This window comes from Actinobacillus porcinus, from assembly GCF_901764995.1.
In the GTDB taxonomy this organism is placed as follows: Bacteria; Pseudomonadota; Gammaproteobacteria; order Enterobacterales; family Pasteurellaceae; genus Exercitatus; species Exercitatus porcinus.
On record NZ_CABFKI010000006.1, the window covers coordinates 29447 to 47646 of the forward strand.

18 protein-coding genes, 1 pseudogene and 2 riboswitches are annotated in these 18200 nt (G+C 42.5%); of the genes and pseudogenes, 9 read left to right on the forward strand and 10 right to left on the reverse strand.

The features are described from left to right. Positions 1-5 precede the first annotated feature (5 nt). The 4 genes and pseudogenes from E7T07_RS11110 to E7T07_RS05575 form a co-directional block, all read left to right on the forward strand. Positions 6-149 (forward strand): annotated as a pseudogene (locus E7T07_RS11110) (ATPase); the annotation flags it as partial. Between the two features lie 118 nt (positions 150-267). Continuing rightward, a complete protein-coding gene (locus E7T07_RS05565; protein ID WP_135709914.1) occupies positions 268-1179 on the forward strand; it encodes a hypothetical protein in 912 nt (303 codons plus the stop codon). A gap of 301 nt (positions 1180-1480) precedes the next feature. Further along, the gene (locus E7T07_RS05570; protein WP_135709915.1) at positions 1481-2584 is read left to right on the forward strand and encodes an efflux RND transporter periplasmic adaptor subunit; all 1104 of its coding nucleotides are present in this window, start codon (positions 1481-1483) and stop codon (positions 2582-2584) included. A 123-nt stretch (positions 2585-2707) separates the two neighbouring features. Continuing rightward, positions 2708-3712 carry a virulence RhuM family protein gene (locus E7T07_RS05575; RefSeq protein WP_071610698.1) on the forward strand — a complete coding sequence of 335 codons (1005 nt, stop codon included), beginning with the start codon at positions 2708-2710 and terminating at the stop codon, positions 3710-3712. Between the two features lie 67 nt (positions 3713-3779). Here E7T07_RS05575 and E7T07_RS05580 read toward each other — a convergent pair whose 3' ends face one another. Beyond that, positions 3780-4727, reverse strand: coding sequence for a GlxA family transcriptional regulator (locus E7T07_RS05580; RefSeq protein ID WP_135709916.1), 948 nt, complete (start codon positions 4725-4727; stop codon positions 3780-3782). Positions 4728-4871: 144 nt separating this feature from the next. On the opposite strand from E7T07_RS05580, the gene E7T07_RS05585 reads away from it, so the two are divergent. Then, positions 4872-5717 (forward strand): MBL fold metallo-hydrolase, encoded by an 846-nt coding sequence (locus tag E7T07_RS05585; protein ID WP_135709917.1) that lies wholly within the window; start codon positions 4872-4874, stop codon positions 5715-5717. Between the two features lie 280 nt (positions 5718-5997). Here E7T07_RS05585 and E7T07_RS05590 read toward each other — a convergent pair whose 3' ends face one another. The 6 genes from E7T07_RS05590 to E7T07_RS05615 all read right to left on the reverse strand — a co-directional run bounded on the left by E7T07_RS05590 (position 5998) and on the right by E7T07_RS05615 (position 9085). Beyond that, positions 5998-6429, reverse strand: a complete 432-nt coding sequence (locus tag E7T07_RS05590; protein ID WP_246046151.1) for a cyclophilin-like fold protein — start codon at positions 6427-6429, stop codon at positions 5998-6000. Between the two features lie 19 nt (positions 6430-6448). Continuing rightward, positions 6449-7000: a DapH/DapD/GlmU-related protein gene (locus E7T07_RS05595; RefSeq protein ID WP_135709918.1), complete on the reverse strand. Its 552-nt coding sequence runs from the start codon at positions 6998-7000 to the stop codon at positions 6449-6451. A 35-nt stretch (positions 7001-7035) separates the two neighbouring features. Further along, positions 7036-7374 (reverse strand): putative quinol monooxygenase, encoded by a 339-nt coding sequence (locus tag E7T07_RS05600; protein WP_157951826.1) that lies wholly within the window; start codon positions 7372-7374, stop codon positions 7036-7038. A 97-nt stretch (positions 7375-7471) separates the two neighbouring features. After that, the gene (locus E7T07_RS05605; RefSeq protein ID WP_135709919.1) at positions 7472-8221 is read right to left on the reverse strand and encodes an SDR family oxidoreductase; all 750 of its coding nucleotides are present in this window, start codon (positions 8219-8221) and stop codon (positions 7472-7474) included. A 1-nt stretch (position 8222) separates the two neighbouring features. Beyond that, on the reverse strand, positions 8223-8522 hold the full coding sequence (locus E7T07_RS05610) for a YciI family protein (RefSeq protein ID WP_005823215.1): 300 nt from the start codon (positions 8520-8522) through the stop codon (positions 8223-8225). Continuing rightward, complete coding sequence (locus E7T07_RS05615; RefSeq protein WP_005823212.1) at positions 8522-9085, reverse strand: NAD(P)H-dependent oxidoreductase; 564 nt, start codon at positions 9083-9085, stop codon at positions 8522-8524. Before E7T07_RS05615 ends, E7T07_RS05610 begins: the two co-directional genes overlap by 1 nt. Positions 9086-9202: 117 nt before the next feature. Here E7T07_RS05615 and E7T07_RS05620 point away from each other — a divergent pair, with 117 nt between their 5' ends. From E7T07_RS05620 to E7T07_RS05630, 3 genes are all read left to right on the forward strand, one after another. Continuing rightward, positions 9203-9670 carry a GNAT family N-acetyltransferase gene (locus E7T07_RS05620; protein WP_108922995.1) on the forward strand — a complete coding sequence of 156 codons (468 nt, stop codon included), beginning with the start codon at positions 9203-9205 and terminating at the stop codon, positions 9668-9670. Between the two features lie 85 nt (positions 9671-9755). Beyond that, a complete protein-coding gene (locus E7T07_RS05625) occupies positions 9756-10652 on the forward strand; it encodes a LysR family transcriptional regulator (RefSeq protein ID WP_135709920.1) in 897 nt (298 codons plus the stop codon). Positions 10653-10695: 43 nt separating this feature from the next. Further along, complete coding sequence (locus E7T07_RS05630) at positions 10696-11934, forward strand: chloride channel protein (RefSeq protein ID WP_135709921.1); 1239 nt, start codon at positions 10696-10698, stop codon at positions 11932-11934. Between the two features lie 94 nt (positions 11935-12028). Here E7T07_RS05630 and glnA read toward each other — a convergent pair whose 3' ends face one another. Then, positions 12029-13447, reverse strand: coding sequence for a type I glutamate--ammonia ligase (gene glnA / locus E7T07_RS05635; RefSeq protein WP_135709922.1), 1419 nt, complete (start codon positions 13445-13447; stop codon positions 12029-12031). 484 nt (positions 13448-13931) lie between these two features. Here glnA and typA point away from each other — a divergent pair, with 484 nt between their 5' ends. Beyond that, on the forward strand, positions 13932-15782 hold the full coding sequence (typA, locus tag E7T07_RS05640) for a translational GTPase TypA (protein ID WP_135709923.1): 1851 nt from the start codon (positions 13932-13934) through the stop codon (positions 15780-15782). A 68-nt stretch (positions 15783-15850) separates the two neighbouring features. Here typA and raiA read toward each other — a convergent pair whose 3' ends face one another. Then, positions 15851-16168: a ribosome-associated translation inhibitor RaiA gene (gene raiA / locus E7T07_RS05645; RefSeq protein WP_135709924.1), complete on the reverse strand. Its 318-nt coding sequence runs from the start codon at positions 16166-16168 to the stop codon at positions 15851-15853. Between the two features lie 266 nt (positions 16169-16434). Next, on the reverse strand, positions 16435-17808 hold the full coding sequence (locus E7T07_RS05650; RefSeq protein WP_135710024.1) for an alanine/glycine:cation symporter family protein: 1374 nt from the start codon (positions 17806-17808) through the stop codon (positions 16435-16437). Positions 17809-17887: 79 nt separating this feature from the next. Then, a riboswitch (glycine riboswitch) is annotated at positions 17888-17980 on the reverse strand. Between the two features lie 2 nt (positions 17981-17982). Then, positions 17983-18071: riboswitch (glycine riboswitch) on the reverse strand. Between the last annotated feature and the right edge of the window lie 129 nt (positions 18072-18200).

An 18200-nucleotide genomic window follows, 5' to 3' on the forward strand; every position in this document is an offset into this window, starting at 1 on the left:
TTTCCTATTTTGAAGATTTAGGTTTGCGAAACGCCTTGATTGGCTATCGTGTGCAAAATCGTGGAAAATTGTTCAAAATTCAAGACAATAACCCCAAATATGTGACGATGGACGAGTTTGAGGGAGTTTTTGAAAAAAGGGGGGAGTGATGATCATGCTACTGTATAGGATTGTAGCAGATCCTTAAAATTCAATAAATAGTATTAGATTTTTGATGAGTTTGATATTATATGCATCAATATAAAGTGAAACAAAAGGTTACAATGTATGAATAAACAATTAACACCAGCTGCCTTGGTGGCTTTGAAAGATGCTCTTACCAATATTTATTGGTATAAAAGGGATCTTAAATCATTTTTGTTAACCAGTTTACCTACAAATATTCAAATTCATAATATTGATTGGGATCTTACTAAAAGGGAAATTATTTCAACTATTATTGATAAATTGGCTCAAACAAAACATACAGAAATTTTATTAAAATTAGCACAAGACATTTGTCAATTTAACAACTTTGAACACTTATTACATATTGATAATTCAGAAGAAAAAATACGTTTAGCCCAAAATTCTGTAAATCATTTAAAGCAATTTATGATGCCTTATCAAGAAGAAAAACAAGCTGAAGAACTTAGAAAACAACGGAAAAAAGTTGCTGAAGAAAAACGTCAGATATTTAAAAATTATCAAGAAGAATTATTGAGCTTAAAACAAGAATTTTGTTCTTTAGCTACAAGTCAGGATAATCAGCAACGAGGATTTAAGTTAGAGAATCTGATGAACAGACTTTTTGTCTTAAATGATTTAGATCCTAAAGCTTCATTTAAAGTTGTAGGACAACAAATTGATGGAGCCTTTACCTTGGATGGTACAGAATTCCTTTTTGAGGCTAAATGGGTCAAGTCACCAATCAATAATTCAGATTTAGCAATTTTTAAAGAAAAAATAAAATCTAAGTTAGAAAATACTTTAGGTTTATTTCTGTCCATTGATGGGTTTTCTGAAGATGGTATAACTGCTTCCCAATCTTCAGATAAAGTGATGATTCTTATGGATGGTTCTGATTTAATGGCTGTTTTAGAAGAAAGAATTTCTTTTATTGACTTAATAAATCGAAAAAAACAAATAGCTTCAAGAGAAGGAAGAATTTATGTTCCATTTTCCCAAATGGGACAATAATTTAATGCCGTCTGAAATCCAATTTTAGACGGCATTAAATTACTCTCTTACTTATCCGACCCTTTCTCTTTCAACCACTTCGCCAAATGTTCCGTCACTTGCACATTATTCTATTCATACTTGGTATTAAGAATGGCTATTACCTTCAATTCCTATTTTTGGCAACTCGATAAGTTCCACCTATTGCTTAAAACATTGATAAAAATTTTGATAGCATAACAAAACAGTCCTAAAATTTACTTGATTTAGTCTTAAAAATAACTAATAATACCGTAAGTTAGTAATTTTTGAGACTTTAAAAATGAAAAAATTGATTTTATTCTTCGCCTTGCCAAGCCTATTTCTAACCGCTTGCCAAGAGCAAAACAGCGAACAAGTTGAAACTGCATTAATGAAAGTGAATGTGGTGCAGGTGCAACCTGCCACATTAACGCAGACGTTGCGTCTTTCGGGGTCGATTACCGCGAAAGAAGATGTTGCTGTTGGAACGGCATTGCTTGGTTTACAAATTCAAACGGTCAATGTGGAAGTGGGCGATGTGGTTAAAAAAGGGCAGGTTTTAGCCACGTTGGAAACAAGCAATGTGCAATCGCAGTTACGTCAAAATGATGCGAATTTGCAGCGAGCTAAGGCGAATTTGGTTTCTCAACAATCCGCTTTAACCGAAGCGGAAGCTACGCTGAAACGTTATCAAATCTTGATGAAAAGCGATGCCATAAGCCGTCAGGAGTTGGAGCAACAACAGGCGAAAGCCCGTGCCGCTCGTGCAGCGGTTCAGGCAGCGAACGCGGAAATCGCTCAGGTGCAGGCGCAGCTTGACGACAGCCGTCATCAACGCAAAAAAGCCGAAGTGCTTGCCCCTGCAGACGGCATTATCACGCAACGCCGTGCCGAAGTGGGCAATTTAACGGACAGCAATGCCTTGTTTCATCTTGCACGCAATGGCGAGTTGGAAGTTACCGTTGAAGCCAGTGCGGAAGACCTGTCTTTGCTCAAAACGGGCTTGCAGGCGGAAATTCAAGTGCTTGACCAAACGACAAGCGGTCAAATTTGCTTGCTTTCTTCCCAAATCGACCAAACAAGTCGTACCGGCAAAGTGCGTATTCAGCTGCAAATCCCAGCTCAAATCACGCTTGGCACACCAGCCACAGCCATCATCAAACTGCCCGAAATGCAAGCCCAAACCACTTTGCCTTTAAGTGCGGTCAATTTTAACGCAGACGGAACCGCTTTTGTGATGGTAGTTAATCGTAATCAACAAATAGAACGCCGCCCGATTAGCCTAGGAGAAGTCAATCAAGGCACAGCCGAAATCCTATCGGGCTTGAAAGTTGGCGAACAAGTGGTGCAAAAGGCTGGTGCGTTGATTAACGAAGGGGATCGGGTTGAGCCGATTGTGAAGTAGTGGGAAAAGTGCGGTCGGATTTTCACAAATTTTTGCGATCTGCATCGAAAAAATGCTCTTTTCCCCCTTTGCCAGCGTTGCAAATGCCATTAGACTAAACAAGATTTCAGTTAAGGAGTTTGTATGACCAAATCGGAAATTGTTTCTTCGGTGGCGGAATATCTCACCTTTATGACCGCCACAGGCGAGAGCCAAGTCAATGCCATTTATGCGGACGAAAATGTCTGGCTGAGCCAAAAAATGATGGGGCAGCTTTATGATGTTGAAGTGCCTACGATTAACTATCACCTAAAAAAAGTCTTTGATGATAATGAGTTATCGGAAAATTCAGTTATTAGAAATTTTCGAATAACTGCCGATGACGGTAAAAATTACCAGACCAAACACTACAATCTTTCAGCGATTATTGCCGTGGGTTATAAAGTCAATTCCGAGCGAGCCGTGCAATTTCGCAAATGGGCGACAGAGATTATTCAAACCTACACCATCAAAGGCTTTGCGATGGACGATGAGCGGTTGAAAAATGACGGCACTCGTTTAGGCAAAAAGTATTTTGAAGAACAACTTGCCCGTATCCGAGAAATTCGCCTGTCGGAACGCAAGTTTTACCAAAAAATCACCGATATTTATGCAACTTCCATTGATTACGACCGCACCGCCACAGCAACCAAACGCTTTTTTGCCACGGTGCAAAATAAGTTGCATTGGGCTATTCACGGTCATACCGCCGCAGAATTAATTGTGGAACGAGCAAACGCCAGCAAGCCGAATATGGGCTTGACCACTTGGAAAGACGCACCGCAAGGCAAAATTTATCCTTTTGATGTGGTGGTGGCGAAAAATTATTTATCTGACAATGAATTGGCTCAACTGCAACGGTTGGTATCTGCTTATTTGGATATGGCGGAAGATATGGCATTACGCCAAATTCCGATGACAATGCAGGATTGGGAAACCAGGCTCAATCGCTTTTTAGACGCCACTGACCGTGCAGTGCTACAAGACGCCGGCAAAGTTACCGCCGAAATCGCCAAAGCCCACGCCTTGAGCGAGTTTGAAAAATATCGTGTTATTCAAGATCAACATTTTGAAAGCGACTTTGACCGCTTGTTGAAAGGGGAAGGGTAAAAGATCGGTGGGTTTTTGGGAGATTTTGCGATTGCAAAAAATTTTGAAAATTCCACCGCTTTCTTTTTCAACCACCCCAAAACCGTTTTTGCCACTGCTTTGGGCTGATGTGATGTTTCGCTTTAAAGTGCTGACGAAAGGCGGTGGCGGAATGAAAACCGATTTGGTGGGCGATTTCTTCAATGCCGAGCTTGGTGCTTTCTAACAATTCTCGTCCTTTTTGTAACCGCACTTCAATCAGCCATTCGGTCAATGCCATTCCCGTTGCTTTGCGGAAATGGCGGGTAAAGGTGCTACGGCTCATCATTAACTTTTCGGCGAGTGTGTCAATGGAATAATCGGCGTTTAGGTTGGCTCGCATAATGTCTAGCCATTCGTTGATGTTTTCATTGGCGGTTTTGCGAGTGATGGGCTGTTCAATAAATTGTGCCTGCCCGCCTTCCCGATGGGGCGAGATGACCAACAAACGTGCCAGTTGATTGGCAATTTTTACCCCATATTGGCGGCGAACAATCGCTAGGCAACAATCCAATCCTGCCGCGGTGCCGGCGGAGGTGATGATGTTTTCATCTTCAATATAAATGGCGCTACAATCTAATTTCACTTGCGGAAAACGCTGTCTGAAATCCGTTTCGCCCAGCCAGTGCGTGGTGGCTTTTTTGCCGTTCAACAAACCTGCATAGGCAAGGGGATAAGCGCCGTAACACAATCCCACAACGGTCGCACCACGCCGTGCCGCTTGCTGCAATGCCTGCGTTAAGGCGGCAGAGGGCATTTGTTCCAACTTGTCCCAACCGATCATCACAACCAAATCCGCTTGTTCCAACAAACTCAAATCGCCGTCTGCCTGAATAATCGCTGGCTTGGATTGGGTAACTGTTGGATTTTCTGCGACCACTTTCACGTTAAATAGCGGCTTGCCGTCAATTTCGGCGGAAAACACCATATAAGGCACGGAAAAATGAAAAGGGCTAAATTGGGGATAAAGCACTAAGGCAACGGTTGGCATAGACATCTTTTTTACTCGCTAAATGAATTTGACCCGATTTTTACGATTTTTGAATAATAAGTCAATGTTTTTCATTTCTCATTGGTTTCATAATACCCCCATCGCAAACAAGCGGTTTAATTTATCTTATTTTTTACAAAAGGAAACAGAATGAAACTGAAATCTCTTATTTTTTCTTTAATCGCAACCACCGTTGCAACCACGGCTAATGCGGAAATCCGCTATCAACATATCCGTAACGCCACCGCTAAAATTGAAATGGCAGGCAGCACGTTTTTGGTCGATCCTTATCTTGCACCGAAAGGCAGTTACGCAGGATTTGAAGGCACTATCAACAGCCAAAAACGTAACCCTTTGATTGATATGAAAGAACCCGTAGAAAAAATGCTTGAAGGCGTAGATGCCGTGATTGTTACCCACACCCACGCCGACCACTGGGATGAATACGCACAAAAAGTGTTACCGAAAACCTTACCGATTTTCGTACAAAATGCAGGCGATGCACAAATTATCCGTTCACAAGGTTTTAAAGATGTGCGTGTAGTTGGCAAAAATACCGAATTTAACCAGGTAAAATTAAGCAAAACAGGCGGACAACACGGCACGGATCAAATGTATGCTATTCCGCAGCTAGCTGAATTAGCAGGCGAGGCAATGGGCGTGGTGATGCAAGCAGACGGCGAAAAAACGCTGTATATTGTAGGCGATACCATTTGGAATGAAGAAGTGGATTTTGCACTCAACCGCTATAAACCTGAAGTCATTGTAATGAATACAGGCTACGCTCAACTACAAGGTTTTTCAGACAGCATTATTATGGGCAAAGCCGATGTTGCCAAAGCTCGCCAAGCCGCCCCGAACGCTGACATCATTACCGTGCATATGGACGCCGTCAATCACGCTGCCGTTACTTCTGATGAAATGCGAAAATTTGTGAAAGAAAATAAATTAAGCAAGGTTGCTGTGCCGAAAGAAGGGCAAGTGTTGAAGTATTAGGAAATTAGAAAAAGCGCGGTCAAATTTCAGCGAGTTTTTTCATTGGCAAAAACTTCTTAAAATTCGACCGCTCTTTTTTCATTGCAACCAACGATTAAGGCGTTACATACTTACGGCACAACCACCGCTTTTGAACCAAACACCACAGGATTGGTTTCAATCATTTTGCGCGATACAATCATCTCTTTTGCACCATTGAGCCACGCTTGAAACATCGTAAATTTTATTTCAAATCCGATCGCTTGTTGTTTCAGATCGCTTGTTCCTTCTAGCTCCTCAGCTAAGGGGAGAAAGTCATCGTGACTTTTCCTGCACCGACTGCATTTTTGAGTTGTGCGGTATTTTTGATTTTGCCTAATTTGGTATAACGATAGGATGACTGGAAACTTTCGTAAAACACCACTAAGGTATTGCCGCCCCAAAGCATAATATCGCCCGCTTCAATGCGACCGACCGCTTGGTCGTTGCGGCTTAAGGCTTTTGGCAATTCGGCAAATTTTTCATTGCATTGATGATCTTGCATTGTGAAGGTTAAAGGCAAAAGTGCGGTCAATTCTTTTGCTGCTTGTGTGTCGGCTAATTCTGTGCTGAACGTAGATTGCCCAATGGTAATATTCATTGTATTTCCTCGATATTTAACGGTATTTTCTGCTGCGGCGTTTGGGATCATAAAGATTGAAAGCAGCAAGCCGAGTAGTCCTGTTTTTCGCATTGGTTGTTACCTTAAGACGTTAATCAATCATTTGAACCACTTTGGCAGGAACGCCCGCCACAATCGCATTATCGGGAACATCTTTGCTGACCACCGCACCTGCGGCAACAATGGCATTTTCGCCAACGGTTACCCCCGGTAAAATCGTGGCGTTTGCACCAATCCAGCAGTTTTTCTTTAAGTGAACAGGTTTGAGAATTAAGCCACGGCGTTGTGTGGGATTAGTCGGGTGATTGACGGTCAAAATGCTGGCTTTCGGACCGATTAGCACCTTATCTTCAATGGTAATACCGCCCAAATCGGTAAACATCACATTGCTGTTAATAAATATCTCTTTGCCAAAGCGAATATGGCTACCAAAATCCGAATACACAGGTAGGCTAATCACGACACTTTCATCAATTTTTTGTCCTGATATTTCGCTAAAAACCGACCGCACTTCTTCGGGGGAATGATAACCGCTGTTGAGTGCTGCCAGTTTTGGCGCATTTTGCTCAACGATACGATGAATTTCTTCAAAAATCGGACTGTCGGCTAAAATCGGTTGGTTAAGGGGAAATGCGTGGATCATTTATTGCTCCTATTTTTTATGGGGTAATTTCACTTTTATGGTACAGACACCGCTTTTGAACCAAACACCACTGGATTGGTTTCAATCATTTTGCGTGACACAATCATCTCTTTTGCGCCATTAAGCCACGCTTGAAAATGGGGCGAGGCTCGGTGGGCTTGATAGGCGGTTTCATCGGCATAGGCTTCTACGACATAAAATTTGTTCGGGTCGGTTTTGTCGGTCATTACATACATTCCCAACACACCTTGCTCGGTATTGACCGATTGACGAATATTGTGTTTGCCTAATTCGGTGAATTGTTCCACGCTTTCGGGGCGGATTTGCATTTCAAAAATGCGAATAATTGGTTCGGCTTGGGTTGATAAACTCATTGTTAGTCCTAATAAAAAAGCCCATTTTTTCATTGTGTTACACCTATAACGAAATTATTTGTAGGGGCAAATCACATTTGCCCCACAAGCTAAAAATTTACCAAGGTTGAGTAGTCGGACCCAGTGTGAATTCAGAGATATTGGTATCTTTGGGTTGGTTTAACGCAAATGCCACCACGTTTGCCACACGTTCAGCGGGGATTTCGTAAGTGTCATATAAACCACGCATCGCTTCAGCCATTTCAGGGTTAGTAATGCCTGCTACCAATTCGGATTGTACTGCCGCAGGGTAAATGGTTGCGGTGCGAATGTTGGTGCCGGCTTGTGCGCTTTCCATTCGTAAGCCTTCCATAATCGCTTTAACCGCCCATTTCGTGCCGCAATAGACGGCGCAACCCGGGTAAACTTTTAAGCCGGCAACGGAAGAAGTCGCTAAAATATGCCCTGATTTTTGGGCTTCAAAAGTCGGTAACACGGCAGCAATTCCGTTGAGTACACCTTTAATATTCACATCAACCATCGCATTCCAATTATCCGTTTCAAGCGCAGAAAGGGGTGAATTTGGCATCAATCCAGCATTTAAGAAAATTGCATCTACTTTGCCGAAAGCGGATTTGGCTAGCGCGACTAAGGATTGATTGTCTTCCGCTTTGACCACATCGGTAACACGATACACCGCTTCGCCACCGTTGGCTTTAATGTTGTTTACGATGGCTTGTAATTTATCTTCACGGCGTGCGCCCAGCACTAATTTCGCCCCTGCTTGCGCCAGTTTATAAGCGGTGGCTTCACCAATACCGCTACTTGCACCGGTAATAATCACGACTTTGTTTTCAATGTTGTTCATTTTATGCTCCTTGAAATTGTTGAATATTTTCCGCCACCATTGCCGCTTTAAATTCACGGATTTGGTAATCGGCTAAATTAGGGTAATAAACATCTTCTGCTAGAATACTTTCTAACTGTTCACGACTTTCTGTTTGGGCAATAATCACACCGGCACGTTCTTTATCTAAATAAGGACCGAGTAATAAAAAGTTGCCTTGTTGGAAATATTTGGCAAACCACGCACGATGTGCGTCAAGTTGTTTAGCTTGTTCTTCTTCGGATAACGTTGAATTTTTTAATGAAATATCAATTAAATACATTATTTTTCTCCAATTAATTCATTGATGGTTTGAATAAGTTGCTCGGCATATTTACGGGCTGTTTGTTTTTGCTCTGCAATTTTTTCTTCGTTACGCCCCACATAACTCACACCGTTCAAATAGCTGATATTCTGTAAATCTAATTGGCATAACGCCGCAATACTTTCAAAAGGGGCAACTAATTGCGCCATTGTGTGTTTCATCACAGCATCTTCTTGATAAGCCACTTCGGGTGCGCCGGTTGTGATGGAAATCACTAATTTTTTACCGCCTAATTTCGCCGTTGAACCGTGAGCAAAACCGTGCAAAAACACTTCGTCCAACCATTTTTTCATCAAAGCCGGCATTGAATACCAGTAAAACGGAAATTGCCACACAATCACATCGGCATTGAGCAAAGCTTGCTGCTCGGCGCTAACATCAATTTGTTCGGTTGGGTAGAGCGTGTCTAATCGGCGAATTTCCACCGAATTTAGACCGCTTGCTAGGCTGTCAATAATGGTTTGGTTGGCAATGGATTGCGATAAATTTGGGTGTCCTGAAATCACTAAAACCTTTTTCATTTTGTTCTCCTGTTGGGTTTTGATGGGTGTATTGTAATGGGAGATTGATTGCACTACAATCAATAAAAATAGAATAGAGTTTTCTGAAAAAGAGAATAATACTGAAGGAGTAAAACAATGATCAGACCCGCAAAAACCGAAGATGTGGCACGTATTGCCGAGTTGTTGTATCAAGTTCACGCTGTACACGCTGAAGCTCGTCCTGATATTTTTCAGGCAGGCAAGCGCAAATACAACGATGAGGAAATTGTCGCTTTGTTGGCAGATGAGCAAAAACCGATTTTTGTTTATGAAGACGAAAACGGCACGGTGCAAGGCTATGCGTTTTGTGTATATCAAATTACGCAGGGCATTCCGGCTTTATTTGATCGCAAGGTGTTGTACATTGACGACCTTTGTGTGGACGCTTCGCAACGGGGTAAAAAAATTGGCGAGAAATTGTATCAACACGTGGTGGCATACGCCAAAGAGAACGGTTGCGATAGCGTAACGTTGCACGTTTGGAATGACAATCAAGGGGCATTTCGTTTCTATGAACGTTTAGGGCTTGAGCCACTTAAGACCTTGATGGAACAGAAACTATAACGAAAGAGCGGTCGGATTTTGACAAGATTTTGCAATAGCCAAAGTGATCAAAAATCTGACTGCTTTTTGAAGAAGGAGCAATCCAATGAACAAACTCGATGCGATTAAATATTTTTGCCTTGCCAGCGAAACACTGAATTTTCGGGAAACGGCAATGCAGTTGGCGGTTTCGCCTTCGGTAGTCACGCGTGTGATTGCGGAATTGGAACAGGAATTGGGCGAGCAGTTGTTTAAGCGAAATACGCGCCAAATTCGCCTGACCAATTTTGGCGAGCAGTTTTTGATTAAGGCAAAACAACTGCTGGCGGACACCGATAATCTGTTCAAACTCGGCAAGCAACAAACGGACGAAATGGCAGGCGTGGTGCGGATTACCTTTCCCCGTTGGCGTGAAAATGACAAAATTCTGGACGAACTTCTGACCGCACTTGCGCCCTATCCGCAGTTGGTGATTGATTGGCGTGAAGATATGACCAAATTTGATGCGGTGGAACATCGCATTGATATTGGCTTGCGCATCGGGCCTGAACCGAACCCGAATTTTATCGTGCGCAAAATTGCTGATTTGCAAGACTGGATTGTGGCGTCCCCGAAATTACTGGAACGATTGGGAACGCCGAAAGATCTAGACGATTTACAGCGCAATTTCCCGTTTTCCTTGCCGATTAACGTAGAAACAGGGCGTGCGTGGGATTTAGCAATGAATGACGAGCAAAAACTGTTACCGAGAGAAGTGCTTTTTTACAGCTCCGACCCCGAATGCGAACTAAAAGCGGTATTGCGTGGCAATGTGGTAGGCTTTATCAGCGAGCTGTTTTGTAAACCTTATTTTGATCGTGGCGAGTTGGTTAAGTTATTTCCTGAAATCCCTATTGATAAATGGCAACTGTATTTATACCGCCCCTATCAAACCATCACATCGCCAAGGGTGCTGTTTGTGTTTGATCGTTTGACAGAAATTTTGAAAAGACGGTATGGGTAAAAGTGCGGTAAAATATCCGCCTGTTTTACACTTTGTATCACCTATGAAATTGAATTCTCGTTTTTATTTTTCCCTTATTTATATTGGGATTATCGCAGGGCTTATCGGCACCTGTTTAACCTATCTTCTTCATTATATTCAACATTTTGCCTTCGGTTATGGGCTTAATGGGGAAGAAATGTCTTTTCGCGAAGGGGTGTTACAAAGCTCTCCTGAGCGGCGTTGGATGGTGTTAACCCTGTGTGGATTGGTGGCAGGATTAGGCTGGTTTGTCATACATCGCTATGGTAAGCCATTGCGTTCTATTAAACAAGGGCTTGATGAGCCGCAACAAGGTGTGCCGTTTTTCAAAACAATTGCGCATGCTTTATTGCAAATTATCACCGTAGGATTGGGATCCCCGTTGGGACGAGAAGTGGCGCCGCGCGAGATTTCCGTTGCCTTTGGCAGTCTTTGGGTACGCCGTATGGGGCTGACGGATATTGATGCCAAATTGATTTTAGCTTGTGCTTCAGGCGCCGGTTTAACCGCGGTGTATAACGTACCGTTGGCAGCAACCATTTTCATTTTAGAAACGATGGTGATGAGTATAAGTACGCGTTCACTGGGCGCGGCGTTAGTGACTGTAGTGATTGCCACTTGTGTTTCTCGTTTCTTTCTAGGGGATTTGGTTCAATATCATCAAGTGGTGCCTTTTGAAATCAATCCGCCGTTATTGGTTTTTGCAGGAATAATCGGGATTTTGACCGCACTTTTGGTGCAAGCTTTCCGCTTTTCCGGCGAAAAAGTGCCTTTTTGGAAACGCACAGATAAGCGCATGATGGTATTAGCCGTGGTGTTATTTAGCCTGATCGGCGCAATTTCTATGATTCAGCCTGAAATTCTGGGCAATGGGAAAGCGGGCAATCAATTGACGTTTGGGGAAATGTTAACCTGGCAAGAAAGCGTACAGTTGCTGGGGTTAAAATGGATCGTGGTGATTTTGGCTTTAGCCGCAGGGGCTTACGGCGGTTTGATTACGCCATCCATGATGCTCGGTAGTACCTTTGCTTATGCATTAGCCATCGGCTGGAATACATTATTTCCCCATTTATCCTTGGAAGGCGCAGCGATTGTGGGGGCTTGTGTATTTTTAGGCATTATGCAGAAAATGCCAATGACGTCTATTGTATTTTTGCTTGAGCTCACCCGAAGCAACGCAGAGACATTAATGCCTTTGACGTTGGCAATGGGAACCGCTATTGCGACAGAGAGATTGTGGAAAAAATATAGAAAACGCTAGGGTTTGTGTATCTTCCCAAAACGCCCCTAGTAGAAATGGAAAAGAAAAGTGCGATCACATTTGATTTGACCGCACTTTCTGTTTTTATGAGTAATTAAGCATAATACAATTCATATTCCACCGGGTGTGGTGTCATGTTTACGCGTTCAACATCTTTGCGTTTCATTGCTACGAAAGCATCGATGAAGTCTTTAGTAAATACGCCGCCTTTGGTTAAGAATTCGTAATCCGCTTCTAAAGAATCTAAGGCTTGTTCTAATGATGAACATACCGCCGGGATTTCTTTTAATTCTTCAGGTGGTAAATCGTATAAGTTTTTGTCCATTGCATCGCCTGGGTGGATTTTGTTGATGATACCGTCAAGACCTGCCATTAACAATGCCGCAAAACATAAGTATGGGTTGGCTGATGGATCCGGGAAACGGGCTTCAACACGGATTGCTTTCGGGTTCGTTACCGCAGGGATACGAATTGACGCTGAACGGTTGCTTGCGGAGTAAGCTAATAATACAGGCGCTTCAAATCCTGGTACTAAACGTTTGTATGAGTTAGTTGCCGGGTTTGTAAAGGCATTTAATGCTTTTGCGTGTTTGATGATACCGCCGATGTAGTAAAGGGCAGTTTCTGATAAACCTGCGTATTTATCGCCTTGGAACACGTTTTTGCCGTCTTTGCTTAATGACATATTACAGTGCATACCTGAACCGTTGTCGCCTGCGAATGGTTTTGGCATAAAGCAAGCTGATTTACCGTGTTCTGCAGCAACGTTTTGTACGACATATTTATAGATTTGGGTTTCGTCCGCTTTTAAGGTTAAGCTGTTGAATTTGGTCGCAATTTCGTTTTGACCTGCGGTGGCAACTTCATGGTGATGCGCTTCAATCACTAACCCCATTTCTTCCATTAATAAGCACATTTCTGAACGAATATCGTGCGCGGTATCGTTTGGTGCAACGGCACAGTAGCCGCCTTTTTTCAATGGACGGTAAGCGTTGTTGCCATCTTCATATTTGCGGTTGGTATTCCAAGTAGCTTCGATGTCGTCAATTTTGAATGACACATTGTTCATTTCTGTGCTGAAACGAACATCATCAAATAAGAAGAATTCCGGTTCCGGCCCAAAGAATACATCATCTGCAATACCTGTTGAACGCATATAGTCTTCTGCGCGAATCGCAATTGAGCGTGGGTCGCGGTCGTAAGATTGCATAGTATTTGGGTCGTAGATGCTACAGCGGATTGAAAGGGTAGGGATTTGAGCGAATGGGTCAACAACGGCAGTTTCGGCGATTGGCATTAGAAGCATATCTGCTTTGTTGATGGCTCTCCAACCTTCTACTGATGAACCGTCAAACATTTTGCCATCTTCAAAGAAGTCTTCGTCAATTGCGCTGGCGGGTAACGATACACCGTGTTCTTTACCACGGAGGTTGGTGAAGCGAAGAAGAACGAATTTAATGTCATTTTCTTCAATAAGTTTGAACACACGTTCAATAGCTGCTGCGTTAGCCATAAAAAAGCTCTCCTGTTAATAAATTTGTTGTGCAAGTAAAAAGGAAATCCAAAGTCATTTACTTTGTCGGCGTCAAAATACCACAGAATTAGAATTTAGCAAATAGCAATAAGAGAAAATCTAAAAAAATATTTGTAAGAGTGAAATTTATCTAACTAATCGGCGTTTTTATTATTAATTACATAATAAACAGATAATGAATCGTGATTTTATCTATTTTGTGAATATTCAAGACAAGGAAAGCAAAAAGTTGTATAATTTGCGACCTTTCGCCAGTAGTCACAAAAGTGCGGTATGATGCATCACTTGCACGAAGCTGAAATGGCGGTTGGTGAGCTTGTCGAACCATAAGGCATTTCAGCGTTCTTTGCACAAGACTTACGTTTCGACAAGCTCAACGACCGTCTTGTGCAAGCGCTACATAATATCGCAAAAGTGCGGTGAAATTTTAAAAACTTTCCTAACAAAATAAAAGAATATTTCAATGGCAGATTTAGACATTAATAAATTGCGTAATATTGCAATTATTGCGCACGTTGACCACGGTAAAACAACCTTAGTGGACAAACTTTTACAACAATCAGGCACACTTGAAGCCGCTCGTAACGGTGATAATGATGAGCGTGTGATGGACAGTAACGATCTTGAAAAAGAACGCGGTATTACTATTTTGGCAAAAAATACGGCGATTAACTGGAATGACTACCGTATTAATATCGTAGACACCCCAGGGCACGCGGACTTCGGTGGTGAAGTAGAGCGAGTTCTTTCTATGGTGGATTCGGTGTTATTGGTGGTGGATGCTTTTGATGGTCCAATGCCACAAACACGTTTCGTGACCCAAAAAGCCTTTGCCCACGGCTTAAAGCCCATCGTTGTGATCAACAAAGTTGACCGCCCGGGCGCGCGCCCTGATTGGGTGGTGGATCAAGTGTTCGATTTATTCGTTAACTTAGGCGCAACAGACGAACAATTAGACTTCCCGATTGTTTATGCTTCTGCATTAAATGGGGTAGCGGGTTTAGAACATGAAGAACTCGCGGAAGATATGACGCCATTATTTGAAGCAATTGTAGAACATGTTGCACCGCCTGCGGTGGAATTGGATGCTCCGTTCCAAATGCAAATTTCGCAGTTAGACTATAATAACTACGTGGGTGTTATTGGTATTGGTCGCATTAAACGCGGCTCAGTGAAACCAAACCAAGCGGTAACCTTAATTGATAGCGAAGGTAAAACGCGTCAAGGTCGTATTGGTCAAGTATTGGGACATTTAGGTTTACAGCGTTACGAAACAGATGAAGCTTTCGCTGGCGATATCGTGGCGATTACAGGTATGGGTGAATTGAATATTTCAGATACTATTTGCGATATTAACAATGTAGAAGCCTTACCTGCATTAAGCGTAGACGAGCCAACGGTAACCATGTTCTTCTGTGTAAATACCTCGCCGTTCTGTGGTAAAGAAGGGAAATATGTGACTTCGCGCCAAATCTTAGAACGCTTGAACAAAGAGCTAGTACATAATGTGGCATTACGTGTTGAAGAAACACCAAACCCGGATGAGTTCCGTGTTTCAGGTCGTGGTGAGTTGCATTTGTCTGTGTTAATCGAGAATATGCGCCGTGAAGGTTATGAATTAGCGGTATCACGTCCACGCGTTATTTATCGTGAAATCAACGGCAAAAAACAAGAGCCGTTTGAGCAAGTGACCATCGATATTGAAGAACAACACCAAGGTTCTGTGATGGAAGCATTGGGGATTCGTAAAGGTGAAGTGAAAGATATGATCCCGGATGGCAAAGGTCGTACACGTTTGGAATATGTTATCCCAAGCCGTGGTTTAATTGGCTTCCGTAACGAATTTATGACCATGACCTCAGGAACAGGCTTACTTTACTCAACATTCAGCCACTACGATGATGTGAAACCGGGCGAAATTGGTCAACGTAAAAACGGTGTATTAATTTCAAATGCCACAGGTAAAGCTTTGGCTTATGCGTTATGGGGCTTGCAAGAACGTGGTAAATTGATGATTGACCACGGTGTTGATGTATATGAAGGTCAAATCATTGGTATTCATAGTCGTTCAAATGACTTAACGGTGAACTGTTTACAAGGTAAAAAATTAACTAATATGCGTGCGTCAGGTAAAGATGATGCCATTGTGTTAACAACCCCTGTGAAATTCACTTTAGAGCAAGCCATTGAGTTTATTGATGATGATGAGTTAGTGGAAGTAACGCCGGTGTCAATTCGCGTGCGTAAAAAATTACTGACTGAAAATGATCGTAAACGTGCGAACCGTACTACAACCAGTACCAGTACACACTAATCAAAAAACCTTAATAAAAAGACCGCACTTCAACAAAAGTGCGGTCTTTAATTTTCATGATTAATCCATTAGAAAGAGTCTTTCAAGCGTTCATCCGCTCTACGCGCTTCACCTTTATGTTGTAATTTATTGAGTTGTTTTTCTAATTTTTCTTCGACAAGATTGATGGCATGATACATATCATCCGCTTCAGCACTGGCGAACAAATTGCCGTTTGGTGTGCCGATCGTTGCTTCTACGCCAAAGCCTTGTGGGAGTTTGCTTAATACGAAATGTGGGTTAATTAACTGCGTTTGCCATTTCTCCAATTTTGCGAGTCTGTCTTCGATATGAGAACGAATTGCAGGAGTGATATCCATTTGTTTGCTTGCGATATTAAGTGTCATAGCAGTTACCTCTTTTGCTGTTGTTGCGTGTCGCCACGCTGTTTACTTCCTTTGATAACAAAATATGCCTATTCAATTTGCTTTGCAAGTACTTTATTTCGCGAAAAAAGATTAATTTGTAAAAATATGATCTAGATCGCAAAACCATAAAAAAGCACTTTTTTTCTTGAAAAAAGCGCGATAACCTAATCGTTAGGGCTGGTTAAAATAAAAGGGGCGAAAGATATTTCGCCCCTATCATTTGTACTAATCCCCAACCTGTGATACTACACTTGACGTTCATCTACATCCAATTCACCGCTGCGTAAGCGGCGGAAGTAATCTTGCGTTTCTTCGATAATGACTTTGCGCAAGCCAACAATCGCAATGAGATTAGGAAATGCCATTAAGCCATTGACGATATCGGCTAAAATCCAAATGGTATCAAGGGTAATAAACGCACCGGTAGCAACCAATAGGATAAAAATAAAACGATAAATTTTTATGCCGCGAATATCGAATAAGTAAACAAAACAACGTTCGCCATAATAGCACCAACCTAAAATGGTGGTGAACGCAAAGAAAAGCAAGCCAATCGTCACAATGGTTGCACCGATTTCTGTGCCTAAACCTAATGAAAAGGCGTCATTTGTAGCGGCAGCCCCTTCGGCCGCGCTATTCCATACCCCAGTAATCACTAACACCAATCCTGTCATGGTACAAACAATGACGGTATCTAAGAAAGTTCCCGTCATAGAGATTAAACCTTGGCGTACCGGTTCTTTCGTTTGAGCTGCCGCCGCGGCAATTGGGGCGGAACCTAAGCCGGACTCATTAGAGAAAATACCACGAGCCACCCCTATTTGAATGGCTTTCATGACGGTGAAACCTAATGCACCACCTAAAGCCGCTTCAGGATCAAAGGCACTATGGATAATTAAGCCTAAGGCAGCAGGCACTTTATCGGCATTTAAAATTAAAATAATCACCGAAGTTGCCACATAAAGGATTGCCATAAATGGCACGATAAAAGTCGATACGGAAGCAATTCGTTTTACGCCACCCAAGATAATGAGTGCCACAATCGTTGTCATCACGATAACGGTCAGTTCAATGGGGACATTAAAGCTATCTTGCATAGCGTGAGTAATGGCATTGATTTGCGGGAAAGTGCCAATACCAAAAAAGGCAACAAGAATACCAAAGACCGCAAATAACTTAGCAAGCCATTTAATACCTAATCCGCGTTCAATGTAGTACATCGGACCGCCGGCCATAAAGCCGTCTTTGTCTCGTACTCGATATTTTACGGCTAATAAACTTTCGGCGTATTTCGTAGCCATTCCAAGCAATGCCACTAACCACATCCAAAAAATCGCACCGGGCCCCCCCGCTTTGACGGCAGTTGCCACGCCAACGATGTTGCCTGTTCCAATGGTGGCGGAAAGTGCGGTGCAAAGTGCCGCAAAAGCCGAGACATCGCCGGCTTGCCCATTACTGCTTTCACGCTTAAACATATAGACAAACGCGCGCGGTAAATGGCGAATTTGGATAAAACCTAGGCGCAAAGTTAAATATAACCCTGTTCCAGAAAGTAAAATTAAAAGGGGCGGTCCCCAAATAAAAGAGTCGATGGTTGATAAAATTGATTCCATTGTAATTTCCTGAAAATTGAAAATACAAAGGGATAAGAGATAAAGAAGAAATGCACGCCAAAGACGTGAATGATGAAATCTCTTGCCCCTGTCCTTTTGCCTGAGCGTTTCAAATAGCCTGATGCTATTCTTTCGCCTTCGGCGCCCATGCACATCTTGTGCAGGATCTCTCCAAGGGTTCGTCCACTAGCAGTCCTTACGCTTTCGCGCACCTGAAAGATTTACTTCGTCGGTGTAACGTTAATTCGTCACTCTCCAACTAGCTTCAACCGAACATTTTTGTTGCTTACTTAACAAAAAGTGCGGTGAATTTTATCAAAATATTTGAAAAATTCAACCGCACTTAGCATCTATATTGTTAGACCTTTTTTGAAAGATAAACAGACCTTAATGTCATC